This window comes from Haloarchaeobius litoreus (assembly GCF_024495425.1).
GTDB classification, from domain to species: domain Archaea; phylum Halobacteriota; class Halobacteria; order Halobacteriales; family Natrialbaceae; genus Haloarchaeobius; species Haloarchaeobius litoreus.
This window is the reverse complement of the sequence record NZ_JANHJR010000002.1, coordinates 81,241-104,881: the sequence shown is the minus strand read 5'-3', so window position 1 is coordinate 104,881 and position 23,641 is coordinate 81,241. Positions and strand designations below refer to the sequence as shown.

Genomic DNA, 23,641 nt, shown 5'->3' with positions numbered 1-23,641 from the left:
CGTTCGATTCGGGAGGTGGTGACGGCCGACACGGGTGGAAGTTTCCACCACCGAGGCGCTTTTGTCCGGGCCTCCGGAACGGACTGGTATGGAGCTACTGGCGGTTCCGGACGTGCCGGAGATACGCGAGGGCGACGACCTCGCGGCCGTGATCACGGACCGGATCGACCTGCGTCCGGACGACGTGGTGGTTGTCGCCTCGACGGTCGTCTCGAAGGCCGAGGGCCGGTTCGCCGACCTCGCTGAGTTCCCCGACGGCCCACGGGCTCGCGAGATTGCGGGCCGGCTGGAGTCCATCACCGGCGACGAGAAGGACCCACGGTTCGCACAGGCCGTCCTGGAGGAGTCGACGGAGCTGCTGATGGAGGCCCCGTTCCTGCTCACGGAGACGAAGTTCGGTCACGTCGGCGTCAACGCGGGCATCGACCGGTCGAACGTGCCGGGGCACGACCTGCTGTTGCTGCCGGAGCGGCCGAGCGAGAGCGCGGCCCGCATCCGGGAGGGACTGCCCCACGGGAACCCGGTCGTGGTGACCGACACGTCCGGGCGGCCGTTCCGCCACGGGCAGGCCGCCGTCGCGGTCGGCTGGGACGGGATGCCGGGGAACCGTGACTGGCGCGGCGAGCACGACCGCGACGGGCGGGAGCTCGGTGTCACCGTCCAGTGCGTCGTCGACGAGCTCGCCGGTGCGGCGAACCTCGTCGCCGGCGAGGGCGACGGCGGGAAGCCCATCGTCGTCGTGCGGGACTGGGCCTTCGGCGACCACGACGGTCACGACTCGGTGTTCCGGGACGTGGACAGCGACTTCGTCAGACAGGCGTTGCGGGGGTGGGAGTTCGACGATGCGTAGACTCGGTATCGAGCTCACGCCGGAGCACCCCACCGAGGAGATCGTCGAGACGGCCGAGGCCGCCGAGAAGGCGGGCTTCGACACCGCCTTCGTCTCCTCGCATCACTTCAACCGGGACCCGTTCGTCGTCGCCGACCGCATCGGTCGGGCGACCGACCTCGACGTGGGGCCGGGCGTGGTGAACCCCTACGAGACGCACCCCGTGTCGCTGGCGGCGAGGGTGGGAACGCTCGACGAGACGACCGGCGGGCGGGCGGTGTTCGGCATCGGCGCGGGTGACCGCTCGGCGCTGACGAACCTCGGGTACGAGCACGACCGGCCGCTCCGGCGCGTGCTGGAGACGTTCAAGGTGGCCAAGCGGCTCTGGGCCGGCGAGCAGGTCGACCACGACGGCACGTTCACCGCCCGGAGCGCCGAGCTGAACTTCGACGTGGGTGAGGTGCCGGTGTACGTCGGTGCGCAGGGGCCGCACATGATTCGGATGGCCGCGAAACACGCCGACGGCGTGTTGCTGAACGCGTCGCATCCGCGGGACTTCGAGTGGGCGGCCGAACGGGTTGCCGAGGGGCTCGACGAGCGGCCGGACTCCCGTGGCGAGTTCGACTTCGCGGCGTTCGCGAGCGTCAGCGTCGCCGAGGACGAGGCCGCGGCGCGGGCGGCTGCACGGCCACCCGTTGCCTTCATCGTGGCCGGTGCCGCGGAGCCGGTGCTGGACAGACACGATGTGGACCACGGGGCCGCAGCGACGGTCGGTGAACAGCTCTCCGAGGGCGCGTTCACCGCGGCGTTCGACGCGGTGACGGAGCGGATGCTCGATGCGTTCTGTATCGCGGGGACGCCGGAGCAGGTCGGCGAGCGGATGGAGGAAGTGTCGACCTGTGTGGATAGCTTCGTGGCCGGGAGCCCCCTGGGGCCCGACCGGACGGCCGCGCCTACGCTCCTCGCGGAGGCTCTCGGGAGAGCGAGCGGGCGAGACCGCTGAGGAGCCCACCGGCGGCCAGCACGCCGAAGGCACCGACTGCGAGGCCGGTCAGCACGGCACCGACGACCAACAGCGCGATGGAGAGCGGGTCGCCGTTGGCGGCGACCTGCCCGAAGCCTTCGATGAGCTGCTCGACGTTCGCGACCGGGTCGACCTGGAGTGCGACCGTCTCGATGCTGAACATACGCGAGGGTTCGAGCGGGACTACTTGGTTCTGTCCGTTGCTCTCAAGGGTGTCCCGCCCGTACGAGCGGCCATGACACGAGACGCCTCGCTGACGGAGTTCGGGGTCGGCGGGGACGACGAGGAGCAAGCGGACGGCACCACGGATTCGGAGACCGGCGGCGGCGAGGCGACAGCCGGGTCCGGGACCGTCGACGATCGGGACGCTCCCGACCCGGTCCGGCCGACATCGCGCTGGAGCGCGGAACCACGGCCGTGTGCAGGCTGTGGCACCCGGATCCAGCGTGCGTGGACCGACGATGGCCGCCTGCTCTGTGCCGACTGCAAGGAGTGGTAGCCCGCCAGTAACCTTTGCCAGACAGTAGCACGGCAACGTTACAAGTCCGGGAATGCTACACAACCACATACAGACCGGACGAGGTCGTCGGAGGCCGAATCACTAAAATCGCGACTATGGGCAACACAAAAACTATCCCGTTACCTCACCCAGACCGAGGTAGTAGCCCTCCAGACGGATACGAGCGGTCGGAAGCACCACCATGACGGACGCCAACACTCCAGACGCTTCACACCAGCCGAGTCGACGAGAAACCACCACGGACGCACTGCCCGTGGACGAGGCCGCACAGGTCAGTCGCGACGTCCTCGCCAACGTCGAGGACGTCATCGTCGGCCACCCGGACGAGATCGAGCACGTCTTCACCGCGATCCTCGCCCGTGGCCACATCCTCCTCGAGGACGTCCCCGGCGTCGGGAAGACGATGCTCGCCCGCGCCATCGCGGCGTCCATCGACTGTTCGTTCAAGCGTGTCCAGTTCACGCCGGACCTGCTCCCCTCGGACATCACCGGGGTCAACGTGTTCAACCAGAAGACCCGCGAGTTCGAGTTCCAGAGGGGCCCGGTGTTCGCGAACATCGTCCTCGGCGACGAGATAAACCGGGCGCCGCCGAAGACCCAGTCGGCGCTCCTCGAGGCGATGGAGGAGGAGCAGGTCACCGTCGACGGGACGACCCGGAAGCTCCCGCAGCCGTTCACCGTCATCGCGACCCAGAACGCGGTCGAGCCGAACCGTACCTACGAGCTCCCGCTCGCCGAGGTCGACCGCTTCATGAAGAAACTCAACCTCGGCTACCCCTCGCAGGCCGAGGAGTCCGAGATGCTCGCTCGCGTCGTCGGCGACCACCCCATCGACTCGCTCGGCCCCGTCACCGACGTCGAGACCGTCCGGCGCGCCCGTCGGACCGTCGCCGAGGTGACGGTGAAGGAGCCGGTTCGGAACTACGCGACCCGCATCTCCGAGTTCACGCGTGAGCACGCGAAGCTCGGCGTCTCCCCACGTGGCACCATCGCACTCCTCCGTGCGGCGCAGGCGCGGGCGGTCCTGCGCGGCCGCGGCTACGTCATCCCCGACGACATCCAGGCCGAGGCACCGCGCGTGCTGAGCCACCGCATCAGACTCGCCGCGAGCGGCCCCCGCGACCAGGGCATCCAGGTCGTCGAGGAGGCCATCGAGACCGTCCCCGTCGAATGAGACTCACCAGACGCGGCATCGGCGCTGTCGTCCTCCTCGTCGTCACGGTAGCGATGGCCGTCCAGTTCGGGTCGCGTCAGCTCGGTGCCATCGTCATCCCGGTCGTCGTCGCCTGCCTCGGTGCCGTCATCCAGATCGTACTCACCGGCCGCCCCGAGGTCGAGCGCGTCGTCCCCGACGCCGGCCACATCGGCGAGAGCAGACCCGTGCGGCTCCGCTTCGACGTCGCCTCACCGGTCGCGGCACGGGTCGTCGACGAGACCCCGGCGGCCCTCGGAGCCACGGGGAACGTCTTCGATACGACCGTCGGCGAGACCGTCCTCGAGTACGACGTCGAGTACCTCGCCCGCGGCGAGCACGAGCTCGGGCCGCTCACCGTCACGGTGACCGACGTGCTCGCGCTCGCCGAACGAACCTACAGCTACAGCATGTACGACTCCGTCCTCGTCTACCCCCGCGTGTACACCCTCACCGGGTCGACCAGACACGACCTGAACCTCCTCCCCGAAGGCGGCTTCGACCACAACCGCGAGGAGTTCGACCGCCTCCGCGAGTACGACCGCGGCGACTCGCTGCGCGACGTGCACTGGAAGTCGAGCGCGAAGCGCCCCACCGACGACCTCGTCGTCAAGGAGTTCCTCGCCGAGACCGACCTCGGTGACGTGCGTATCGCCGCCGAGGCCGCCGACGGCTGGGACGACGACATGGCCGAGGCGGCCGCGAGCATCGCGCTGTACCTGCTCGACAACGGTATCGCCGTCGGCATCGCGACCCCGAACGGCGAGCTCGAGGTCGCCGCCGGTGCGGACCAGCGCGAACGCCTGCTCAGCCTGCTCGCGACCGTCGGCCCCGGACAGGTGCCCGAGCACTACCGCGAGGAGGCAGACATCCGCATCACTGCGAGCGAAGGCACCGCGGTCAGCGTCCGGATGCAGGACAACGAGGTGCCGTTCGAGCAGTTCGTCAGCGACGACGTCCCCTCCAGCCGCGAGGTGACGGCATGAGCACACCGACCGCCTACCGCGCCCGGAACGAGAACGAGGTCGACGACGGCGTCGACTGGTTCCGACTCTGTGCGCTCGGCGGCCTCGCCGTGATGACCGCGACCTGGGTCGCGGTGCTGTACGACCTCACCATCACGCTCGGCGGTTCGATACCGCTGCTGTTGCTCGTCACCGGCTCCATCGCGCTCGCGGCGGTGCTCTCTCGGCTCATCAGCGAACGAGTCGCGGCACTGCTCACCGTGGGGCTGCTCGTCGTCTCCTACGGTTCGTACATCCTCTCGACGCCGAACGGCCTGGAGCTGCTCGTCCAGGCGTGGGACAAGATCATCGCCGACTCCATCTCGCTGCTGACCGGCCTGACCATCCTCCGCCTGCGGGAGGCACAGCTCTGGGTGCTCGGGTTCGCACCCGCACCCGCCTTCTTCTCGTGGTATCTCGCGTTCCGGCGACGCTACGTCCTCTCGGCCGTCGTCGGGGGGCTGGCGTTCCTCGTGCTGGTGCTGACCGGCGACGCCGCGACGGCGTTCAGCGGCGGCTGGCTCCAGCGCGGGATGCTGTTCGGCGCGACCCTCGGCGGCATCGCCATGATCGGCTTCGGCGAACTCGAACGCCACGGCGGCTCGGTGCTCCAGGCCGACGTGCTCGTCGTCCTCTTCACGCTCATGCTCATCGGGTCGGCCATCCAGCTCCCGTTCACGGGGACGGCGCTCCGGCTGGTCGACGGCGGACCGACGACCGTCGAGGGGAGCCTGACGAGCTCGCCCGGCGAGACGACCATCCAGGGCACCATCGAGCTCTCCCCGGAGGTCCGGTTCACCGTGACCGCGGACGACCCCGAGTACTGGCGCGTCGGCGTCTACGACCGCTTCACCGGCGGCTCGTGGCTCCGGACAGGACAGGCACAGGCGTACAGCGGCCAGCTCGAGTCACCACCCGGCGAGACGGAGACCGTCTCGCAGCTCGTCCGGATGCACGCGCGGACGAACGTGATGCCCGCGGCGAACCAGCCCGTCCGCGTCGAGGGGCAGGTCCGCGAGTACACCCAGGTGACCAGCCACGGCAGCTTCCAGTCCACGGTCACGTTCCAGCCGAACGACACCTACCGCGTCATCAGCGAGGTGCCCGAGGCCGAGGAGCAGACGCTCCGGAACGCCGGCACCGACTACCCGCCCGCGGTACGGCAGGTGTACCTCGCCGACGACAAACAGCCCGACTTCTCGAACCAGTTCGAGTCACGAACCCAGGAGATCGTCGACGAGGCCGGTGCCGAGAACCCCTACGAGACGGCCGTCGCCATCGAGAACTGGCTGGAGGAGAACCGCGAGTACTCGCTCGAGGTGGACCGGCCGAGCGGCAACGTCGCCGAGTCGTTCCTCTTCGAGATGGAGCAGGGCTACTGCGTCTACTACGCGACGACGATGACGATGATGCTCCGCGCACAGGACATCCCGGCCCGGTACGTCGTCGGCTACACGTCCGGCCAGCAGGTCGACGAGAACCAGTGGGTCGTCCGCGGCCTCGACTCCCACGCGTGGGTCGAGGCGTACTTCCCGGACGTGGGGTGGGTCAGGTTCGACCCCACCCCCGGTGGCCCGCGGAGTGACGCCGAGGTCGAACGCATCGAGGACGCCAGACAGGGCGGCGATTCGCAGGTCGACGTCGGCGGGAGCGAGGACGCGCCGCTGACGACGACGACCGCGATCCCGACCAACCGACTGACCGACAACGGCACCGACCCGAACCGGACGTTCCGCGACCCGGACCTCCCCGGTGTCGGCTCCGACAACCTCGGTGGCGGCGTCAACGGCACGGGCGCGACGCCGGGAGCGACCGTCGGTGACACCGATGGAGGTGACGGCCCGGACGGCTTCACCCCCGAGCAGCAGCGCTACGCCGCCTTCGCCCTCGTCGCGATGGTCGGCCTCGCCGCCGGCGCGCACCGCGCCGGCGCGACCCGGGCGGTCCACCGCGCCGCGAAGCTGCGCTGGCAGGGGACCAGACGCGAGCCCGACACCGACGTCGAGCGCGCCGTGGAGCGACTCGAGCTGATGCTCCAACGGCGCTACAGCCCGCGGCAGCCGAGTGAGTCGCCGTCGCAGTACGTCCAGCGACTGTCCGTCTCCGGCGTCGACAGACGCGCCGATCGCGTGGTCGAACTCCACGAGAAAGCGGTGTACGGCCCCGGTGTGAGCCGGGAGGAGGCCGACGAGGCCATCGAGCTCGTCGACGCGATGGTCCGTTCGAACACGCCCATCCTCCGTCGCTTCGCCGGGTGACCGGGCCGGGGCACCCCCACCGTCGCGACGCCCGATTTGTTGCGCGCCCACCCGATAGTGTTTAATATGGCGAATTCGTACGTCCAACCTGTAATGTCGGAAGTCTGCTCGACGTGCGGACTGCCCGAGGAACTCTGCGTCTGCGAAGACGTTGCCAAGGGCGACACTGAGATAACCATCCGCATTGACGAGCGAAGATACGGTAAGGAAGTAACGGTGATCGAAGGGTTCGACGCGAAGGACGTCGACCTCGACAGCCTCTCGTCGGACCTCAAATCGAAGTTCGCCTGTGGAGGTACCGTCGAGGACAACCACATCGAACTCCAGGGGAACCACTCGGGCCGCATCGAGGACTTCCTCCGCGAGCGCGGATTCAACGTCGCCTGACCACGGCAACGGTTTCGCTTTCTCTCGGCCTCCCACGTCGAGCGACTGCTCTAGAACGGCGCGTCACCGGCTTCTTCGGCCGCCTCGGCGCGCTCCAGCTCCCACTCCCACGCGGTGAGCCCGCCGGCCATGCTCTCGACGGTGCCGTCGAACCCCTCGTATGAGGCGATGAGCCGGGCCGCCTGCACGCTCGACTTTCCGTGCGGGCACACCGTCACGACGTGGTCGTGGCCCGCGACACGGTCGACCTCGCTCGGGAGTCGCTGGAATGGCAGGTTCGTCGAGCCGGGGATGTGCCCCCGCTCGAACGCCAGCTCGCTCCGGATGTCTACGACGAGCGGGTCGTCGCCGTCGTCCAGTCGTCCCTTCACGTCCTCTGGTCGAATCTCGCCGTCCATCGTCACGAAGGTACGCCCGGACGGAGGTAAGCCTGCTGGACCCGGCGAGGGTTCAAGTCGGAAGGCGCGACCAGAATCGGCGATGCAGTGACGACGGCCCGCGTCGGCCACGGCGGGTGTGCGGCGCACCGGCGCGGGCGGGCCAGCGCCGCCTGTTCGCCCCAGACCAGCGCCGGGCCGCCCCTACAGCAGGCCCTCCTCCTTCGCGAGCAGCACGCCCTCGACGGTCGCGTCGTTGGTCGGCTGTGCTCGCGCCCGGTCGAGCGCCTCGTCGACCGGGACGGTACGCACCGTCAGGAACTCGTTGCTGTCGAGCTCGCGCTCGGCAGGCTCCAGCCCCTCCGCGAAGACGATGCCGCGGCGGTGCCGGAGGACGCCCGTCGAGCACCAGAACTCCTGGAGCAGCGACACGCCCGCCGGGTCGAACCCGGTCTCCTCCCGCAGCTCCCGCGCCCCGGCCGTGGTGAACGACTCGCCGTCCTCGACGATACCAGCCGGGAGTTCGAGGTGCGTCTCGCGGATGGCCGGCCGGTACTGCTCGACGAACAGCACCTTGTCGTCCACCACGGCGACGACGACGACGGCGTCAGGCAGTTCGGCCCAGTAGTAGCGCTTCTCGCTCCCGTCGGGTTGTGTCAGGAGGTCGTAGCCACCGGTGTACCAGCCGGTCTCGTACTCTGCGACGGACTCCTGCAGCGTCCACTCGTCGGGATCACTCATCGGTCTCCCGTGTGAGTTCCAGGCGGTAAACCGTGCCGTTGTGCTGGACGTAGGCCACGTCACCGTCGACCGCGTCGGCCGAGCGCGTCCGGAGCGCGCCGAACTCGTCGAACGGCGAGTGCGTGAACGCACCCTTGATGCCGACGGGACCCTCGTAGTAGCTGCCGGAGCGTCCGTCGGAGAGCGCCGCGAACAGGTACGGGTACTGTCGCTCCGAGAAGTTCGTCACGTCGACGGTGTCGTGGTCGGTCTCGACCTCGGCCGAGGTCACGTAGTACGGGTCGCCGCTCGCGAGGAGGGAGGGCAACGCGCCGAGCGCCAGCAGGGCGAGGACCAGTCCGAGGAGGATCAGCAGGTAGCGCTGTCGCATACGCGGCGGTTAGGACGGGACGAGTAAGGGGGTTTCGTCACAGGCGCTCGCGATAGATGCGTCCGAGCGCCTGCCGGCGAAGCGTGTCGACGGCTGCGTCCTCCTCGTCGGCGAACGTGGCGGCGACCGCCTCGTCGGCAAAGGGTGCCACGTGCCAGGCGACGTTGGGAACCTGCTCGCTCCCCGTCTCGTGGACCTCGCCGTCGAAGTCGTCGGCCCATTCCTCGTACTCCTCGCGAGTGCCGACGTGGACCGCGAGCTCGGCCGCGAAGAGCACGTCGCGGGCGGTCTCGACGACGTCCGCGTCCACGCGCTCGCTGTACTCCTCGCGGTCGAAGCGCATCGACTTCGCGACCTCCTTGACGACGAGCTGTGCGGTCGGCCCGACGCCCTCGAACACCTCGCGGGCGGCCGCCTCGGTCTCGGGACGTATCTCTCCGACGGTGTGCATAGCTGAACTGCAGAACGGGAACGGTTACTCGCTTTCGGTGTCGGACGCCTCGTCCGTCTCCTCGTGTTCCGGGTCCGTCTCGCTGTCCGCGTGCATCTGCCGCGTCAGCTCGCGGGCCTCCTGCAGCACCGCCTCGTGTTCGCCAGTGGCCGGGGACTGGTTGCCGCCGCGGACACCCTCGGCGACGGCGTCCTCGTAGCTGGTGTGGTCGTGTCCGTCGGTCGTGTCCTCGAACACCTGGTCGAACTCCGTCTCCGGAACCGCCTCGGCGACGACCGGTCCGAGCGCCTCCGGGTTCGCGGACTCCCACTCGGGCGCGTGCTCCGCGAGCCAGTCCTCGTGCTCGTCGCCGTGGAGCATCGCGGTGAACGCGAGATGGTTCGCCAGGTGCTCGGCGTCCGCGTGCGGCACCGAACAGATCGGACACTCGTATCCCATGTGCGTGGGCAGGTGGTCTGGAGGAAAGCCCTTTGCGCTTCTCAGAGGTCCCGGACCATCACGAGTGCGTCCTCGCCGTCGTCGTAGTACCGGGGCACCCGCCGGAGCGCCTCGAAGCCGAAGTCCTCGTAGAGCGAGCGCGCGGGCTCGTTGCCGACGCGGACCTCCAGTTTGACGGAGCTGGCGTCCCGGGTCGCGAGGGTGGCGAGCGCGCGGGCGAGCAGCCGGCGGCCGATGCCCTCCCCGCGACGGGTCTCGTGGACCGCGAGGTCCTTGACGTGGCCGAGCGCGCGGCCGTGGTTCGGGATGGTGTCGGCGACGACGTAGCCAGTGACCTTCCCGTCCTCCGTGGCGACGAGGAAGCCCGGCTCGTCGAGGAACCGCTGGAAGGCGTCGAACGGCCACGGCTGCGGGAAGACGGCCTTCTCGATGCGGAAGACGGCGAGCAGGTCCGCGTGCTCGGCCTGCCGGATGTGGAGGTCGTCGTCGGCCGCGTCCCGTGTGACGGTCGTCACGACCGGGGAGTACGGCCGGCGCGATTATCAATCACGTGGGTGCCCGCCCGGAACGTTGTGTACAGGAGACAGACGCCGAGGACGATGACGGCCACGTCGAGGACGCTCGCGAGCAGGCCGAGCGAGACGATGAGCGTGGTCGCACACGCCGGCGGGTGGACCGTCCCGGTCGCGCGCATCCCGACCGCCGTCGCGGCGACGGCGAGCACGCCCGCGATGGCGATGCGGGCCTGTGCGGGCGCGAACGGAGCGGCCTCGGTCTGGACGACGATGCCCGCGGCGACGGCCCGGTGGGCGAGCAGCCCCGCCACCGCACCGACGACGTGGCCACCGACGACGCGCCGCGGGCCGGGGTCGTCGCCGCCGGTGAGGACGAACGCCGTCGGCCCGAGGCTCGGGAAGACGAACGCCGCCCCCGACATCCAGGCGACGGCGGCCGGAATCGCGAGCAGCAGCCCTGCCAGCCCGTGCTTCAGGGAGTCCATCGGGTCCGCGTTGTCACTCCCCCGTGTTGAGCGCGTCGAAAGAACGAGGTCGGTGCTGCAGTCGCGAGTGCGAGCTCAGTCGTCCGCGGGAGCTGCGCCGGAGCCGTCCTGCGCGCGCTGCTTCGTCCACGGGAGCTTGCCGCCGACCGCGAGCATGTCGCGCTCGCGCTCGGAGGCGTCGAGCGTCGCGGTGAACTCCCAGTCGCCGTTCACGCTGACCGTGAACTCCTCCTCGCCGGACTCGACGCCGCCACGGATGTCGTCGACGACCGTGAGCTCGTCGCCCTGGTCGATCTTCGCGTAGGTGTCCTCGTCGATGATGAACGGGACGATGCCGAAGTTGAACAGGTTCGCCTTGTGGATGCGGGCGAAGCTCTGTGCGAAGACGGCGTCGATGCCGAGGTACATCGGACACATCGCGGCGTGCTCACGCGAGGAACCCTGGCCGTAGTTCTCGCCGGCGACGAGGACGCCACCGTCGGCGGCCTCGGCGCGCTCGGGGAACGTCTCGTCGATCCGGGTCAGGGTGAACTTCGCGTACTCCGGGATGTTCGACCGGTACATCAGGGCGTCCGCGTTCGCGGGCGTGATGTGGTCGGTCGTGATGTTGTCCTCCATCTTGAGGAGGTTCTCACCGGAGAGCTCGGCGTCGAGCTCGTCCTTCAGCGGGACGTCCTTGATGTTCGGGCCCTTGACGAGCTCGTCGTCGACAGCCTCGTCGGGTGCGATGAGGTCGGCCTTGGAGCCGTCGTACTCGTCGGGGAGCTCGAAGCCGGGGTCCTCGAGGTCGCCGAGCTCGTCGGCGAGGTCGCGCGGGTCGATGATCTCGCCCTTGAGCGCGGCTGCGGCGGCGACCTCCGGGGAGCAGAGGTAGACGGAGTCGTCGTCGATACCGGAGCGGCCCTCGAAGTTGCGGTTGAAGGTGCGCAGCGAGACGGAGTCGCTGGCGGGGACGTGGCCGATGCCGATACAGGCACCACACGTCGCCTCGGAGAAGTTGACGCCAGCGGCCATCATCTCGGCGACCCAGCCGTCGCGAGCGAGCATCTCGGAGGCCTGCTTGCTGCCGGGCGCGACGATCATCTCGGTCTTCTTGTTGATCTCGCGGCCCTCGACCATCTTCGCGGCCGGGAGGATGTCCTCGTAGCCGCCGTTCGTACAGGAGCCGATCATGACCTGGCTGACCTCGACGCCCTCGACCTCGCGGACGGGGACGACGTTGTCGGGCATGGACGGCTCGGCGATGAGGGGTTCGAGGTCGGAGAGGTCGACGACGATCTCGTCGGCGTACTCGGCGTCCTCGTCGGGGCCGACCTCGACGAAGTCGTCCTCGCGGCCCTGGCGGGCGAGGTAGTCCCTCGTCTTCTCGTCGGTCGGGAAGATGGAGGAGGTCGCGCCGAGCTCGGTACCCATGTTGGTGATGGTGGTCCGCTCGGGCACGGAGAGGGTCTCGGCTCCCGGGCCGGTGTACTCGAGCACCTTGCCGACGCCGCCTTTCACGGAGAGACGGCGGAGCATCTCGAGGATGACGTCCTTCGCGGTGGCCCACTCGGGGAGCTCGCCCTCGAGGCGTACGTTGACGACCTCGGGCATCTCGATGTAGTACGGCGCACCGCCCATCGCGACGGTGACGTCGATACCACCCGCGCCGATGGCGAGCTCGCCGAGCCCGCCTGGCGTCGGCGTGTGCGAGTCCGACCCGAGCATCGTCTTGCCGGGCGCGGCGAAGTTCTCCTTGTGGACGTTGTGGCAGATACCGTTGCCGGGGCGAGAGAAGTGTGCCCCGTAGGTGCCGGCGGCCGACCGCAGGAAGCGGTGGTCGTCAGTGTTCTTGAAGTCGAACTGGTAGGTCTGGTGGTCGCAGTACTGTGCGGCGATCTCCGTCTGGACCTCGTCCAGACCCATCGCCTCGAACTGCAGCCAGACCATCGTTCCCGTCGTGTCCTGGGTGAGGACCTGATCGATCTCGATACCGATCTCCTCGCCTGTTTCGAGTTCCCCCTCGACGAGGTGGTCATCGAGAATCTTCTCTGTAAGCGTTTGTCCCATAGCAAGGTGAAGTTCGGCCGTCCGCGACCATAAATCCCGCGTGTTTTGGATGGACGACCGTGCGGTTTTCGGGGCCGTGGCTGTCGATTCGCGCAATCTTTGCCGGCGGGGGACGGTCGTCTCCGAGACGGGGCCCTCCGTGGCCGGTGGGGACCGGCGTCAGATTTAACCCAGTCTCACCAGAGCACTGAATGGATGGCCGACAGCACGACGGGCGTCTCGGTCACGTGGTATCTGACGGGGCTCGCGGTCTCGCTCCTCCTCGCCACCGTGGTGTACGGGCTGTTCGTCCTCCCGCTCCTGTTCGGCGACGCCGCACTGGTACAGGACACCACCGCCCCGGACGGACAGATGCGCACCGTGAGCCGCGGCGTGACGGTCCCGACGCTCGTCGGCATCGGGTTCGTCACGCTCGCAGCCGTCGCCCACGGCTGGCTCTACAAGCACTTCCCCCGGCTCCGGGAGCGGCTGTGACGACCCGCGACAAACTCGCAAGCTACATTCGACTCCGCTCGGACGCTCGCGTATGTACCGTTCCGGGCAGTTCGTCGCGGAGCACGTGTCGCCGACGGCCGACGACCAGGTCCAGCCGAACGGCGTCGACCTCACCGTCGAGGCCGTGTTCGAGCAGCGGGAGCCGGGTCGCATCCGGCGCGAGGGCAAGGAGATCGGGGACCGGCAGGAGCTCGAATCCGAGCAGTACACCGACGAGGGCACGCCGACGTACTACCTCGAGGCCGGGACCTACGTCGCCCGCTACGGCGAGCGCATCGCCATCCCGTCGGGCCACGTCGGCTTCGTCTACCCGCGCTCGTCGCTGATGCGCAACTCCTGCATGCTGAACACGGCGGTCTGGGACGCCGGCTACGAGGGCCGTGGCGAGGGACTGCTGCAGGTCCACCACGACGTCGAGATAGCCGAGGGCGCACGCATCGCCCAGCTGGTGCTCGCCGAGGCAGAACACGTCGAGGAGTACGACGGCAGCTATCAGGGCGAGAACCTGTAGCGCGACGGGTGTGGCTACCGCACGACGCTCGCGTCGGAGCTGTTGGACGTGTTCGCCATCCCCGCACACGGCCCGTTGCCGCTGGAGCCGACGGCGGCCCGCGGCAGCTCGATGGGGTGGCTCGTGTTGAAGTCCGAGAAGCGCATCGAGACGCTGAGGTCGACCTCCCGACCGCTGGTGAAGTAGGTCGCGTTCATGTCCGAGCGGAGGAGCCGCTTGGACTCGGTGTCGACGTACTGCGTGTAGGTCACGTCGTTGAACTCGACGGAGGTGTTCGTGTCGGCGAGCAGGGTCTGGACCGCTTCGTCCGTCGGCTCGACGACGATGACGTGGACGTCCTGGCCGTTGTACGTGTCGTTGTAGAGGCTCGCCGTGGAGCTGTTGAGCAGTTCGGTGAGGACGCTGACGTTCGTGGCCGAGCGCCACGGGCTGCGGTCGACCGTGGACTGCTCCCAGTCGCCGTCGAGGTCGAGACACTGCTGGTCGCCGAAGACGTAGGCGGTGGAGCCCTGCCGGGTCCGCGAGGAGTTCGTCCTGATCGTCGTGATGCTCTCGGAGACCATCCGCTGGGCGGCGACGTCGACGGTGCCGTTGGACTCGGTCACCTGTTCGTTGTCCCCGAACCCGACGGTCGTCACCATCGAGAAGTTGTAGGAGTCGACGGACGCCATCTCGTTGGCGACCTCGCCTCTGATCTCCTGTCCCTCACCGAGGCCGTCGCTGTCCTGGTCGCCGCTGCCGCCGATGGCGGTACAGCCGGCGAGGGCGACGAGGAGGGCGAGCGCGAGCGGGACGAGGACGTGGGTTCGTGTGGACATTGCGGGTCGGTCGTTGCGGCGAGGGTTGCGGCCACGTCGCTACAACCTTTTTGGTCCGTGCTCGCCGCTGGCGCGAGACGACTCCCGGCGGCGTGAGACTACTCCCCCTCGAAGTACAGGCCGTGGTGGGCCGCACAGCCGGGGTTGAACGCGCCACCGCAGGCCGGACACGTCTCGGGTGCATCGAGGGACTCGCTCGCGGTCAGGCCCGCACCGCATCGCCCACAGAGCGCCGCCACCTCGTCGAACCGGTCACGAGGCCACGGCTCGCGGGCGTGGTCGGCGACGGCGTCGTGGCACTCGAAGCACGGGAAGAAGCGTCCGCAGCAGCCGAACCGGAGCGCCAGCACGTCGTACTCGGCGTCGTAGTGGGCACAGCGCGTCTCGGCGTCGACGGCGACGCCGAAGACGTGGCGGTCGTCGATTCGGCGCACGAAAAGAGCATGGAGCGGCGACGACACCTGTCTTGCGGTTCGCGGCGTCGACACGCGGTCGACGGTGTTGCCTCGTGGTTCACCGATGTGGCAGGGGGAACGGTCCTCGGGTGTGGGGCAGCACCGCCGGCTGGTGTCGTGCCGCCCCGTCAGACCCAGCAGTCCCCCGCCGCCGTCGGGCAGACCGGCCAGTCACCGCGTCGGTCGGATGCGGACCGTCGCGGGCCATCGGGAGCTGGTTCGGGGGCGGGCGGGGTCAGGGCTCCGCGCCGATGACTGACTACTCCTCGTGGTCGAGGTGGTCGGTGAGCGACTCGCGGACGAGGGTCTCCATGCCGCGGCGCAGGCGCTCGGATGCGGCCTGGCCGGAGACGCCGACCTCGTCGCCGAGGCCACGGAGCGTCGTCTCCCGGGGGATGTCGAAGTAGCCGACCTCGACAGCCCGGGAGAGGATCTCGCGCTGGGGTGGCGTGAGGTCGGCGTCGGCGGTCGTCCGGTCGACCTGCCCGCTGTGGATGGACCCGACGGTCACGGAGAGGTCCGCCTCCTCGCAGGCGTGCCGGAACGAACTGAACGCATCGCGGTCGGGGAACAGCATCTCCATCGTCCAGCCGGCGCTGTTGCAGCTGGCACCGATGACGACGCCGTGGAGGTCGACCGAGCGGGCGTACAGCTCGACACAGGGGACGTGCTCGGGGACGACGACGCTGTAGAGTCGTTTGGAGTGCTCGGTCGCGAGGACGGTGTACTCCTCGACGGTCGAGTCGAGCGCCAGCGCGTCTTCGAACTCGTCGAACGATTCGCTTCGCGCCCAGAAGACGACGCGCAACGGAACGGTCGGCGAGGAGTCGAGCTTCTCGATGTCGAGACTGATGTCGGGGACGGCAGAGACGGCTCGGTCGAGGAGTGGAGAGTCGAGAGTGAATTGGACGAACATTAGCGGGTTACTGGCGAGAGTCAACAGTGGCGACTCGCTGCAGTCGGACCACGGTTCCGTAGTCGAGAGGACATGACGTAGGTGTGACCACTACTACTCGCTGGAGGGCATACCCACATATCTATGTTGCCTGAATATGCAGGCGTCCCGTTCGTTTCCGGCGGGAGAACTGAACCCGCGATAGTATATCAGAACTTCAATACTTGAACTTTCTGTACGTGTCCTTGGACAGAACACGGAACGTCGACCGTCGGCGAGACGCAACGCATTTGTTTCGGTTCGAAATAGCTACGGTGTGTACCGTCCGCCGAACCCCGTCCAGTTCTGCATCCTCTGGATCGGGCTCGCGCTGGCCCGCGTCGGCCTGGTCTCCCGGGAGCACGTGCGCCGGACGACGGACCTCGCGTGGCCGCGCATCGTCACGGGGCTCGCGCGGATGTCGAAGAGCGCCGTCGACGTGGCGATGGTCGGCGTCGCCGTCGGGCGCACGGCCATCGCCGGCGTCGGCTTCGCCTCGCCGTACTGGGGCGTCGCCTTCTCGCTCGGCGGGGGGTTCGCTGCGGGCACCATCGCCCTCGTCTCCCAGCGCTTCGGCGGGGAGGCCTTCGACGAACTCGGCGACGCCATCCGGGCGAGTGCGCTCCTCGTCGTCGTCGTCACGGTTCCCGTCGCCGCTGTGTTCTGGTCGGTTCCGTACGAACTCGTCGACCTGCTGTCGAGCGAGGCCCGACCGGTCGAACTCGGCGGGGCGTACCTCAAGATACTCGCCCTCGGCGTCCCGTTCGCCGGCCTGAACCTCGTCGGCAGCCGCATCTACATCGGACTCGACGACGCCTGGACGCCGATGGTCCTCCGGGCGGGCGGCGCTGCCGCGAACATCGCCCTCAACGCGGTGCTCATCTTCGGGCTCGACCTCGGCGTCGAGGGCGCGGCGTGGGGCACCGTGCTCTCGAACGCGCTCATCACCTGCGTGTTCGCCGTCGCGCTGACCGCCGGGCGGCTCCCCCTCCTCGGCACGCTCCCGGTGCAGGTCTCGCCCACGGGCTCCTACGCGGTCCTCGCCGACCTCCGCGACCTCGTCCGCATCGGCCTCCCCGTCGTCGGGCGCAACCTCGTCTGGACCGTCGCGAAGTTCCCCATGCTCGCCATCGTCGGCCTGTTCGGCTCGACCGTCGTCGCCGCGTACGTCATCAGCCGCCGCATCTGGGGCCTGATGAACACGCCAGGCTGGGGCTTCGGGCTCGCCTCCAGCAGCCTCGTCGGGCAGGCGCTCGGCGCGGGCGACGAGGCCGAAGCCGAGTCCTACGCCCGGGACATCATCGCCTTCTCCGTCGCCACCTACGCCGTCGCCGCCGTCATCGTCGCCATCTTCGCCGAACCCATCGTCACCGCGTTCGTCGGCGACCCCGGTGACACCGCCGTCCCCGTCGCCCGGGGCCTCGTCTACGCCGCCTGCGTCGCCGTCATCGCCGGCGGCGTCAAGGCCGCAACCGCCGGCCCGCTCGACGCCAGCGGCGACACCCGCTGGCCGTTCTACAGCCAGGCCATCGGGATGTTCGGCGTCGCCATCCCGCTCGCGTACCTCGGCGCGACCACGCCGCTCGGAATCTACGGGCTCTACCTCTCGTTCCTCGCGGAGACCACCGTCCCCGCCGCCATCAACTACTGGCGGTTCTCGACGGGCAAGTGGAAGTCCATCAGCCGGGAGTACCGGCCCGACGCACCCGTCGCCGACGATTGACCCGGACCACCCGCCGACGACGATTGACCCGAACCACCCGCCGACGACGATCGACCCGGACCACCCGCCGACGACGATCGACCCGGACCACCCGCCGCCGACGATCGACCCGGGCCACCCGTCGCGTCAGCCCCAGTTCTCGTCGTACGCCGCCAACAGCCGCTCGTTCCCCGCCCGCAGGAAGCCCGCGTCGTAGCCCATGATACCGAATTCGAACCCCATGTTCGACCAGGTCCCGAACCGGTCCGGGTCGGTGGCGAACACGCCCACCGGCACGCCCGCCGACTCGGCCGCCGCGACGACCTCCGAAACGGCTGCCTCGAACGCCTCCGCCTCGTAGTCGAGTGGCACGGAAAGCGCCACCGAGAGGTCCGCCGGTCCGACGAACAGCGCGTCGATACCCTCGACGGCGGCGATGTCGGCGGCGTTCTCGACCGCCGACAGTGTCTCGACCTGCACGATCCTCGTGAGCGCGTCGTCCGCCCCGTCCAGGTACTCGGGCAGGTCCGCCCCGAAGCCGGACGCCCGGGTCCCGGCCGTCCCACGGATCCCCTCCGGTGGGTACGTCGATGCCGCGACGACCGCCTCGGCGTCCGCGACGGTGTCGATTCTCGGCACCATCAGCCCGCCGACGCCCGTGTCGAGCGCCCGCTTGATGACCACCTCGTCGTTGCTCGGCACCCGGACCAGCGGGACGGTCTCGCCCGGCGCGGCGTCGATGCCCCTGACGAGGTCGCTCAGGTCGCCCACGTCGGTCGGCGCGTGCTCCATGTCCGCGACCACGAAGTCGTAGTCGTGTCTGGCCGTGAGTTCCGCGGCTTCGCCGTGCGGGATGGAGACCCAGCCGCCTCTGACCGGGTCGCCGTCGTGGAATCGCTGTCGCAAGCGTTCGAATCGTTCCAGCCTGTCCATGGGCAGGCGTTCGGAGAGGGACGTGAAGGGTGTTTGGCTGAGGGTAGCGTGAACCGGTACGTGTCGATCCGCGTGTGGCCCGACGACCGACTGGTCCCGGTCCGCTCCCGGGTCCGCCCAGAATCAAGAGTTAACACGGATATTCGTGTACGGGCCAGTATGGCGAAGTACGTCGGTCTCGACTGGGCCTCGAAGGGATGGTTCGGCGTGATCCTGCGTGACGACGGGAGCTGGGAGACCGACCTGTTTCCATCCATCTGGAGCGTCTGGAAGTACCACAGCGACGCCTCGAACATCCTCGTCGACGTCCCCATCGGGCTCCCCAGCGAGGGGAAACGGACCTGTGATGTGAAAGCGAAGGAGAAGCTATCCCGACAACAGCGGAGTGTGTTCTACACACCCGTCCGGGAGGCAGTGTACGAGCAGAACATCGACGAGGCGAAGGCGACGAACGAGAAGCAGGCTGGGTTCAGCATCCAGAACCAGGCGTGGGGCATCGTGCCACGTATCAGGGAGGTCGACGAGTTCCTCGACTCGTATCCCGGTGCCCGCGACCGATTGCACGAAACCCATCCCGAGGTCTGCTTCTACTCCCTCAACGGACAGACCCCGCTCGACAGTTCCAAGAAGACCGGCGAGGGATTTCGACAGCGCAAGTCGCTTCTCGTCGACGATAGCCCCGAGGCGATGGAGATAATCGAAGCGTCCACCCGGAGGTACACCACCCCCGACTACGCCCCGATGGTGGGCGGTGTGGACGACATCCTCGACGCACTGGTCGCGGCAGTGACGGCGCGACGGCCACCCGACGAGCGTCTGACCCTCCCGGACGCACCGCCGACCGACGAGCGCGGGTTACCGATGAAGATGGTCTACCCCTCCAACACCAGGCAGACCCGGCTGTCGAGTTTGAACGCACACAGCTGACGGGTCATCGCCACAAACTGGAGAACGGACCCGACGGGACTCCCATGAGTGAGCGTCAGCGAACGAATGGGAGTACGTCGGGGGAGTGACCGAGTGAAACGAGGGAACGGACCCGACGGGATTTGAACCCGCGACATCTTGGTCCGGAACCAAGCACTCTGTCCACTGAGCTACGGGCCCTCAGGTACGCATTACCCACCCGATGCTATAACGGTTGTGAACCGTTCACTCCTCGCCGCCGGCGGGCGCACCCCGGGGGGCCTCGTCGATGTAGGCGTCCTTCCAGGTTCCGCGGGTGAACCAGAGGGCGGCGGCGATACCGCCGACGATGTTGCCGAGCGCCATGCCGATCCAGAAGCCGCGTGGGCCGAGGCCGTAGCCGGTGAACGTGGTGAAGGGGATGGTGCCGACGAGGGGGATGGGGTCGAACGCGAGGACGCCGACGGTGGCGACGCGGCCGATCCAGAGCGCGACGAGGGAGAACGCGAGCGCGGTCTTGGTGTTGCCAGCGCCGCGGTAGGCCCCGAGGACGACCTGGAGGAGCCCGATGAAGGCGAACTCGAAGGCGCGGATGCGGATGTACTCGGAGCTGAAGTCGATGGTCGCCTGTGCGTTCTCGATGTTCTCGTTGACGAACGCCTCGGCGAGCGGGTCGGGGAAGGCGTACACCACCACGGCGACGACGAGGAGGATGCCGGCGGCTGCGGCGGCCGCGAGGTGGACGGCACGTTCGGCCCGTTCGGCGTTGCCGGCCCCGAGGTTCTGCCCGACCATGGTGTTGGTGGCGCGGCCGAGGCCCATCGCGGGGAGGAAGATGAGCGAGGCGATTCGGTTGCCGAGGCCGTAGGCGGCGACGACCGGCGGGGCGAACAGGACGATCATCGCGGTCAGCGTGACCATGGCGAATGCGCTGGCGGACTGTTCGAGCGCGGTGGGGACGCCGAGTCGGACGATGTCCTTGATGACGCCGAGGTCGGGCTTGAGATGCGAGAGCTGGACGTCGGGGCCGGCGTCGGTCCAGAAGAGGATGTAGACGCCGAGGATGGAGCCGAGCCCGCGGGAGGCGACGGTGGCGATGGCCGCGCCCTGGATGCCGAGCTGGGGGATCGGGCCGACGCCGAAGATGAGGATGGGGTCGATGACGACGTTGACGGCGACGCTGGCGAGCATGACCCGCATCGGGGTCTTGGTGTCGCCGTAGCCCCGCATGAGCGCCGAGAAGACGAAGAAGCCGAACATGAAGACGATGCCGAGGAAGAACACCTCCATGTAGTCGGCGGCGAGCGGGATGACGGCCTCCTTGGTTTCCTGCTGGCTGGGCAGGACGGCGAGCATGTCCTCGGTGAGGACGTAGCCGACGATGCCGAGCCCGATGGCGAGCACGGAGACGAACGAGAGGGTCTGGCCGGCGACGCGGCCGGCGGAGGTGTCGCTGTCGGCCCCGGTGTACTGGGCGACGAGGATGCTGCCCGCGGCGGTGAAGCCGCCGGCGAGCGAGATGAGCAGGAAGATGAGGGGGAAGGCGAGGCTGATGGCGGCCAGCGCGTCGGTGTCGAACTGACCGAGCCAGAACGTGTCCGCGATGTTGTACGTGACCTGGAGGAGCTGGAGGGCGACGATGGGCCAGGCGAGCCGGAACATCGGTCGCACCAGTCCGCCCTCCGTGATGCTGTCGGACGGCTGAGTGCTCACTGTACTTCGAAACGAAACAGGTCGATTTCAATCTGTTGAATCGGGACGAACGGCGTGAACGAAACCCCGTCGGCTCGCGTGGAGGTCGGCCCCGGTGAGCCGTCCCCAGACGACCAGTGCGGAGGGCGTGACGACGATGGCGGTGAGGTAGGAGTAGAAGACGCTGAGGGCAGTGAGCAGGCCGAACTGCCCGAGGACGGGCGTGATGGCGAGGACGAGCACGCCCGTCCCGGCGGTCGTCGTGAGCATGCTGCCGGTGAGCGCGCCGCCGGTGCCCTTGACGGTGGCGTCGATGGCGGGCAGCACCGCCGCGCGTGCCTCGAACTCGTCGACGAACCGGTGGACGATGTGGGCGGAGTAGTCGATGCCGAGCCCGAGCGTGATGGAGAGGATGGTCGCGGTGAGCGCGTTGAACGGCACGCCGAAGAAGCGCATCGAGCCGGCGATGAGCCCGAGCGTCACCGCGATGGGGACGAGGTTCACGACGCCCAGCGAGGGGCGGCCGGCGAGCAGCTGGTAGACGACGACGAGGAAGACGGCGGTCAGGGCGAAGGCGATGACGAGGCTCCGGAGGGCCGACGCGAGGATGGTGTCGGCGATGTCCTGGAAGACGACCGTCGCGCCCGTCGCGGTCGCCTCGAACCGGAAGCGGTCGGCCTGCTCGCGGGCGTCGGCCGTGATCTCTGCCTGCTCGGCGTCGGCCTCGACGGTGTAGACGACCCGCGTGCTCCGGTAGTCCTCGGTGATGAACCGGCGTGCCTGGTCGCCGGACTCGGAGTCGAGCAGCACCTCGTACACCCGCTCCAGGTTGCGCTCGGGGATGCCGTCGCCGTCGGGGTCGTTCCGGGCGACGAGACGGCGGAAGGAGTCGGAGCGCTCCTGATGGGCCCGGATGACGCCGAGGATGCTCTCCGAGCGGGCCTCCCGGTTCTCGGTGACGAAGGAGTCGGGCGGGTCGCGGTTCGCGCGCTGGATGGCCTCCAGCGCGTCGTTCCGGCGCATCGGTCCCTCGACGTACAGCACGACGGTGTCGTCCTCGGCGGCTGCGAAGTTCTCCTCGAGGTAGTTCGTCGTCCCCGTCACGGTGTACTCGCCGGGCGCGAACGGCTCCGGCAGTTCGTCGAGGAACCCCGCCGTCTCCTCCGGCGGGAGGAAGTCCTCGTCGGAGAACGAGGTGTCGACGCCGGTGCCGTAGTAGCCGGTGCCCGCCGTCAGCGCGGCGACGAGCAGGAGGAAGACGACGGGGGCGCGTCGGGCGACCGCGACGCCGACGGGCAGGATCGCTCCGAGCGCGGAGCCCTCCTGTGCGAGCGGGCGCTGGCTGAACTGCGGGATGGGGGTCCGGGCGACGACCCGGTCGGCGAACACCTTCGCCGCCGGGAGGAACACGCCGAAGATGAGGAACGTGAACGTGATGCCGACGGCGGCGACGATGCCGAACTCGCGGATGGGCGCGAGCCCGCTGGTCACGTTCGACGAGAAGCCGATGACGGTCGTCGCGGTGACGATGCCGAAGGCGACGAGCAGCTGGCGCGCCGCGACCCGCATCGACGCCTCGATACCGGTGCCGGTGACGCGCTCCTCGCGGTAGCGGTTGATGGTGTGGATGCCGAAGTCGATGCCGACGGCGAGCAGCAGCGGCGGCACGGCGATGAGCAGCTGGCTGAACGCGATGTCCGCCAGCCCGAGGAAGCCGATGGTCCAGACGAGCGCCATCGCCAGCGACACCAGCCCGAGCAGCAGGTCGACCAGGTCGCGGTAGGCGGCGACGAGGAAGACGAGGATGAGCACGACGGCCGCCGGGACGACGATGAGCAGCGAGTCGCCGATGATGGTCGAGAACTCCTCGGAGAGGATGCCCGCCCCGAAGACGATGACGTCGCCGCCGCCGGCCTCGACGACCCGCTCGGTGCGGAGCTGGATGTCGGTCAACGGGCTCGTCCCGCCGGCACCCGCCGTCGCCTCCAGCCCCGCCGGGATGCGGTGGCGGACGACCGTGATGGACGCCGACGCGCTGGCGGACCGCGCGTTGAAGTCCTCGCTCAGCGACGCGGTGAACCCCGGCGACTCGGCGGCACGCCGGACCGCGCGGTCGACCTCGCGCTCGGTCGCGCCCTCCACCGCACGGACCTCGGCCTCCAGTCCGGTCGCGTTCGGGTCGAGCGTCCGGGCGACGGTCCGGGCCGGGCTGGCGATGGACGCCACGCGAAGCGTCTCGCGGTCCTCGATGCGCTCCAGCGTCCTGAGCATCCGCAACAGCTCCTCGCGGGCCAGCACGTTCCGCGACCGGTGGATGAGCTGGGTCGTCCCCTCGTCGGGCTCGAACGTCGGCTGGAAGTCGCGGTTCACCCGGTCGAACGCCACCTGCGCGGGGCTGTCCTCGGTGAACTGCTCGGTACCCGCCTCCGTCGAGACGTTGCCGAGCCCCGCCGCGAACAGCAGCGTCACGAGCAGGAACGCGGCGACGATGGCCCCGGGTCGGTCCACCACGAGGTCGGCGACCCGGTCCGTGGCGGCGTCGACCCGCGACACCG

26 protein-coding genes and 1 tRNA gene are annotated in these 23,641 nt (G+C 68.9%); 11 read left to right on the top strand and 16 right to left on the bottom strand.

Annotated features, from left to right (window positions below; genetic code table 11):
• Window positions 1-88 precede the first annotated feature (88 nt).
• Entirely contained in the window at window positions 89-850 is a 762-nt protein-coding gene (locus tag NOW55_RS07325) for a coenzyme F420-0:L-glutamate ligase (protein ID WP_256399452.1), read from the top strand.
• Window positions 843-1,832, top strand: coding sequence for a 5,10-methylenetetrahydromethanopterin reductase (locus NOW55_RS07320; RefSeq protein WP_256399451.1), 990 nt, complete (start codon window positions 843-845; stop codon window positions 1,830-1,832). The genes NOW55_RS07325 and NOW55_RS07320 overlap by 8 nt, the downstream gene beginning before the upstream one ends.
• On the opposite strand, the gene NOW55_RS07315 is transcribed toward NOW55_RS07320, so the two are convergent.
• Window positions 1,783-2,016, bottom strand: a complete 234-nt coding sequence (locus tag NOW55_RS07315; RefSeq protein WP_256399450.1) for a DUF8024 family protein — start codon at window positions 2,014-2,016, stop codon at window positions 1,783-1,785. The two genes, NOW55_RS07320 and NOW55_RS07315, sit on opposite strands and share 50 nt — an antisense overlap.
• A 72-nt stretch (window positions 2,017-2,088) precedes the next feature.
• Here NOW55_RS07315 and NOW55_RS07310 point away from each other — a divergent pair, with 72 nt between their 5' ends.
• The 5 genes from NOW55_RS07310 to yciH all read left to right on the top strand — a co-directional run bounded on the left by NOW55_RS07310 (window position 2,089) and on the right by yciH (window position 7,214).
• Window positions 2,089-2,352, top strand: coding sequence for a DUF7573 domain-containing protein (locus NOW55_RS07310; RefSeq protein WP_256399449.1), 264 nt, complete (start codon window positions 2,089-2,091; stop codon window positions 2,350-2,352).
• Between the two features lie 202 nt (window positions 2,353-2,554).
• Window positions 2,555-3,547, top strand: a complete 993-nt coding sequence (locus tag NOW55_RS07305; RefSeq protein ID WP_256399448.1) for an AAA family ATPase — start codon at window positions 2,555-2,557, stop codon at window positions 3,545-3,547.
• Window positions 3,544-4,551: a DUF58 domain-containing protein gene (locus NOW55_RS07300; RefSeq protein WP_256399447.1), complete on the top strand. Its 1,008-nt coding sequence runs from the start codon at window positions 3,544-3,546 to the stop codon at window positions 4,549-4,551. The genes NOW55_RS07305 and NOW55_RS07300 overlap by 4 nt, the downstream gene beginning before the upstream one ends.
• The gene (locus tag NOW55_RS07295; RefSeq protein ID WP_256399446.1) at window positions 4,548-6,827 is read left to right on the top strand and encodes a transglutaminase TgpA family protein; all 2,280 of its coding nucleotides are present in this window, start codon (window positions 4,548-4,550) and stop codon (window positions 6,825-6,827) included. Before NOW55_RS07300 ends, NOW55_RS07295 begins: the two co-directional genes overlap by 4 nt.
• Window positions 6,828-6,920: 93 nt before the next feature.
• Complete coding sequence (gene yciH, locus NOW55_RS07290; protein ID WP_089733931.1) at window positions 6,921-7,214, top strand: stress response translation initiation inhibitor YciH; 294 nt, start codon at window positions 6,921-6,923, stop codon at window positions 7,212-7,214.
• A gap of 50 nt (window positions 7,215-7,264) precedes the next feature.
• Here yciH and NOW55_RS07285 read toward each other — a convergent pair whose 3' ends face one another.
• From NOW55_RS07285 to NOW55_RS07250, 8 genes are all read right to left on the bottom strand, one after another.
• Window positions 7,265-7,612 carry a rhodanese-like domain-containing protein gene (locus NOW55_RS07285; protein ID WP_256399445.1) on the bottom strand — a complete coding sequence of 116 codons (348 nt, stop codon included), beginning with the start codon at window positions 7,610-7,612 and terminating at the stop codon, window positions 7,265-7,267.
• A gap of 183 nt (window positions 7,613-7,795) precedes the next feature.
• The gene (locus NOW55_RS07280; RefSeq protein WP_256399444.1) at window positions 7,796-8,332 is read right to left on the bottom strand and encodes an NUDIX hydrolase; all 537 of its coding nucleotides are present in this window, start codon (window positions 8,330-8,332) and stop codon (window positions 7,796-7,798) included.
• Complete coding sequence (locus NOW55_RS07275) at window positions 8,325-8,702, bottom strand: hypothetical protein (RefSeq protein ID WP_256399443.1); 378 nt, start codon at window positions 8,700-8,702, stop codon at window positions 8,325-8,327. Before NOW55_RS07275 ends, NOW55_RS07280 begins: the two co-directional genes overlap by 8 nt.
• 37 nt (window positions 8,703-8,739) lie before the next feature.
• Window positions 8,740-9,153, bottom strand: a complete 414-nt coding sequence (locus NOW55_RS07270; protein ID WP_256399442.1) for a DUF5809 family protein — start codon at window positions 9,151-9,153, stop codon at window positions 8,740-8,742.
• 24 nt (window positions 9,154-9,177) lie between these two features.
• Window positions 9,178-9,591: a DUF5810 domain-containing protein gene (locus NOW55_RS07265; RefSeq protein ID WP_256399441.1), complete on the bottom strand. Its 414-nt coding sequence runs from the start codon at window positions 9,589-9,591 to the stop codon at window positions 9,178-9,180.
• 41 nt (window positions 9,592-9,632) lie between these two features.
• Entirely contained in the window at window positions 9,633-10,106 is a 474-nt protein-coding gene (gene rimI, locus NOW55_RS07260) for a ribosomal protein S18-alanine N-acetyltransferase (RefSeq protein ID WP_256399440.1), read from the bottom strand.
• Window positions 10,103-10,591, bottom strand: coding sequence for an HPP family protein (locus NOW55_RS07255; protein WP_256399439.1), 489 nt, complete (start codon window positions 10,589-10,591; stop codon window positions 10,103-10,105). The genes rimI and NOW55_RS07255 overlap by 4 nt, the downstream gene beginning before the upstream one ends.
• Window positions 10,592-10,666: 75 nt before the next feature.
• Entirely contained in the window at window positions 10,667-12,640 is a 1,974-nt protein-coding gene (locus tag NOW55_RS07250) for an aconitate hydratase (protein ID WP_256399438.1), read from the bottom strand.
• A 195-nt stretch (window positions 12,641-12,835) separates the two neighbouring features.
• On the opposite strand from NOW55_RS07250, the gene NOW55_RS07245 reads away from it, so the two are divergent.
• Both NOW55_RS07245 and NOW55_RS07240 read left to right on the top strand, forming a co-directional pair.
• A complete protein-coding gene (locus NOW55_RS07245; RefSeq protein WP_256399437.1) occupies window positions 12,836-13,114 on the top strand; it encodes a hypothetical protein in 279 nt (92 codons plus the stop codon).
• A 52-nt stretch (window positions 13,115-13,166) separates the two neighbouring features.
• Window positions 13,167-13,646 carry a deoxyuridine 5'-triphosphate nucleotidohydrolase gene (locus tag NOW55_RS07240; RefSeq protein ID WP_256399436.1) on the top strand — a complete coding sequence of 160 codons (480 nt, stop codon included), beginning with the start codon at window positions 13,167-13,169 and terminating at the stop codon, window positions 13,644-13,646.
• Window positions 13,647-13,660: 14 nt separating this feature from the next.
• Here NOW55_RS07240 and NOW55_RS07235 read toward each other — a convergent pair whose 3' ends face one another.
• The 3 genes from NOW55_RS07235 to NOW55_RS07225 all read right to left on the bottom strand — a co-directional run bounded on the left by NOW55_RS07235 (window position 13,661) and on the right by NOW55_RS07225 (window position 15,835).
• Window positions 13,661-14,464 carry a hypothetical protein gene (locus NOW55_RS07235; protein ID WP_256399435.1) on the bottom strand — a complete coding sequence of 268 codons (804 nt, stop codon included), beginning with the start codon at window positions 14,462-14,464 and terminating at the stop codon, window positions 13,661-13,663.
• A gap of 98 nt (window positions 14,465-14,562) precedes the next feature.
• Complete coding sequence (locus NOW55_RS07230; RefSeq protein WP_256399434.1) at window positions 14,563-14,898, bottom strand: CHY zinc finger protein; 336 nt, start codon at window positions 14,896-14,898, stop codon at window positions 14,563-14,565.
• Between the two features lie 280 nt (window positions 14,899-15,178).
• Complete coding sequence (locus NOW55_RS07225) at window positions 15,179-15,835, bottom strand: helix-turn-helix domain-containing protein (RefSeq protein ID WP_256399433.1); 657 nt, start codon at window positions 15,833-15,835, stop codon at window positions 15,179-15,181.
• Window positions 15,836-16,130: 295 nt separating this feature from the next.
• Here NOW55_RS07225 and NOW55_RS07220 point away from each other — a divergent pair, with 295 nt between their 5' ends.
• Entirely contained in the window at window positions 16,131-17,576 is a 1,446-nt protein-coding gene (locus NOW55_RS07220) for an MATE family efflux transporter (RefSeq protein WP_256399432.1), read from the top strand.
• Window positions 17,577-17,702: 126 nt separating this feature from the next.
• Here the strand turns inward: NOW55_RS07220 and NOW55_RS07215 are convergent, their stop codons facing one another.
• Window positions 17,703-18,488 carry an HpcH/HpaI aldolase family protein gene (locus tag NOW55_RS07215; protein ID WP_256399431.1) on the bottom strand — a complete coding sequence of 262 codons (786 nt, stop codon included), beginning with the start codon at window positions 18,486-18,488 and terminating at the stop codon, window positions 17,703-17,705.
• Between the two features lie 159 nt (window positions 18,489-18,647).
• Between NOW55_RS07215 and NOW55_RS07210 the strand changes: the two genes are divergently transcribed.
• Window positions 18,648-19,415 (top strand): DUF429 domain-containing protein, encoded by a 768-nt coding sequence (locus NOW55_RS07210; protein WP_256399430.1) that lies wholly within the window; start codon window positions 18,648-18,650, stop codon window positions 19,413-19,415.
• Window positions 19,416-19,522: 107 nt separating this feature from the next.
• Here the strand turns inward: NOW55_RS07210 and NOW55_RS07205 are convergent.
• From NOW55_RS07205 to NOW55_RS07195, 3 genes are all read right to left on the bottom strand, one after another.
• Window positions 19,523-19,595 (bottom strand) — tRNA-Arg (locus tag NOW55_RS07205).
• A 45-nt stretch (window positions 19,596-19,640) separates the two neighbouring features.
• A complete protein-coding gene (locus NOW55_RS07200) occupies window positions 19,641-21,056 on the bottom strand; it encodes an MATE family efflux transporter (protein WP_256400397.1) in 1,416 nt (471 codons plus the stop codon).
• A gap of 78 nt (window positions 21,057-21,134) precedes the next feature.
• Complete coding sequence (locus NOW55_RS07195; protein WP_256399429.1) at window positions 21,135-23,639, bottom strand: efflux RND transporter permease subunit; 2,505 nt, start codon at window positions 23,637-23,639, stop codon at window positions 21,135-21,137.
• Between the last annotated feature and the right edge of the window lie 2 nt (window positions 23,640-23,641).

Bases quoted from the DNA above. Each gene is read 5' to 3' on its own strand.
- NOW55_RS07210 (WP_256399430.1), top strand. From the start codon at position 18,648: ATGGCGAAGTACGTCGGTCTCGACTGGGCCTCGAAGGGATGGTTCGGC.
- NOW55_RS07200 (WP_256400397.1), bottom strand. From the start codon at position 21,056: ATGTTCCGGCTCGCCTGGCCCATCGTCGCCCTCCAGCTCCTCCAGGTC.
- NOW55_RS07300 (WP_256399447.1), top strand. From the start codon at position 3,544: ATGAGACTCACCAGACGCGGCATCGGCGCTGTCGTCCTCCTCGTCGTC.
- NOW55_RS07295 (WP_256399446.1), top strand. From the start codon at position 4,548: ATGAGCACACCGACCGCCTACCGCGCCCGGAACGAGAACGAGGTCGAC.
- NOW55_RS07275 (WP_256399443.1), bottom strand. From the start codon at position 8,702: ATGCGACAGCGCTACCTGCTGATCCTCCTCGGACTGGTCCTCGCCCTG.
- NOW55_RS07320 (WP_256399451.1), top strand. From the start codon at position 843: ATGCGTAGACTCGGTATCGAGCTCACGCCGGAGCACCCCACCGAGGAG.
- NOW55_RS07280 (WP_256399444.1), bottom strand. From the start codon at position 8,332: ATGAGTGATCCCGACGAGTGGACGCTGCAGGAGTCCGTCGCAGAGTAC.
- NOW55_RS07285 (WP_256399445.1), bottom strand. From the start codon at position 7,612: ATGGACGGCGAGATTCGACCAGAGGACGTGAAGGGACGACTGGACGAC.
- NOW55_RS07305 (WP_256399448.1), top strand. From the start codon at position 2,555: ATGACGGACGCCAACACTCCAGACGCTTCACACCAGCCGAGTCGACGA.
- NOW55_RS07240 (WP_256399436.1), top strand. From the start codon at position 13,167: ATGTACCGTTCCGGGCAGTTCGTCGCGGAGCACGTGTCGCCGACGGCC.
- NOW55_RS07255 (WP_256399439.1), bottom strand. From the start codon at position 10,591: ATGGACTCCCTGAAGCACGGGCTGGCAGGGCTGCTGCTCGCGATTCCG.
- NOW55_RS07225 (WP_256399433.1), bottom strand. From the start codon at position 15,835: ATGTTCGTCCAATTCACTCTCGACTCTCCACTCCTCGACCGAGCCGTC.
- NOW55_RS07270 (WP_256399442.1), bottom strand. From the start codon at position 9,153: ATGCACACCGTCGGAGAGATACGTCCCGAGACCGAGGCGGCCGCCCGC.
- NOW55_RS07315 (WP_256399450.1), bottom strand. From the start codon at position 2,016: ATGTTCAGCATCGAGACGGTCGCACTCCAGGTCGACCCGGTCGCGAAC.
- NOW55_RS07215 (WP_256399431.1), bottom strand. From the start codon at position 18,488: ATGGACAGGCTGGAACGATTCGAACGCTTGCGACAGCGATTCCACGAC.
- yciH (WP_089733931.1), top strand. From the start codon at position 6,921: ATGTCGGAAGTCTGCTCGACGTGCGGACTGCCCGAGGAACTCTGCGTC.
- NOW55_RS07245 (WP_256399437.1), top strand. From the start codon at position 12,836: ATGGCCGACAGCACGACGGGCGTCTCGGTCACGTGGTATCTGACGGGG.
- NOW55_RS07235 (WP_256399435.1), bottom strand. From the start codon at position 14,464: ATGTCCACACGAACCCACGTCCTCGTCCCGCTCGCGCTCGCCCTCCTC.
- NOW55_RS07310 (WP_256399449.1), top strand. From the start codon at position 2,089: ATGACACGAGACGCCTCGCTGACGGAGTTCGGGGTCGGCGGGGACGAC.
- NOW55_RS07325 (WP_256399452.1), top strand. From the start codon at position 89: ATGGAGCTACTGGCGGTTCCGGACGTGCCGGAGATACGCGAGGGCGAC.
- NOW55_RS07265 (WP_256399441.1), bottom strand. From the start codon at position 9,591: ATGGGATACGAGTGTCCGATCTGTTCGGTGCCGCACGCGGACGCCGAG.
- NOW55_RS07250 (WP_256399438.1), bottom strand. From the start codon at position 12,640: ATGGGACAAACGCTTACAGAGAAGATTCTCGATGACCACCTCGTCGAG.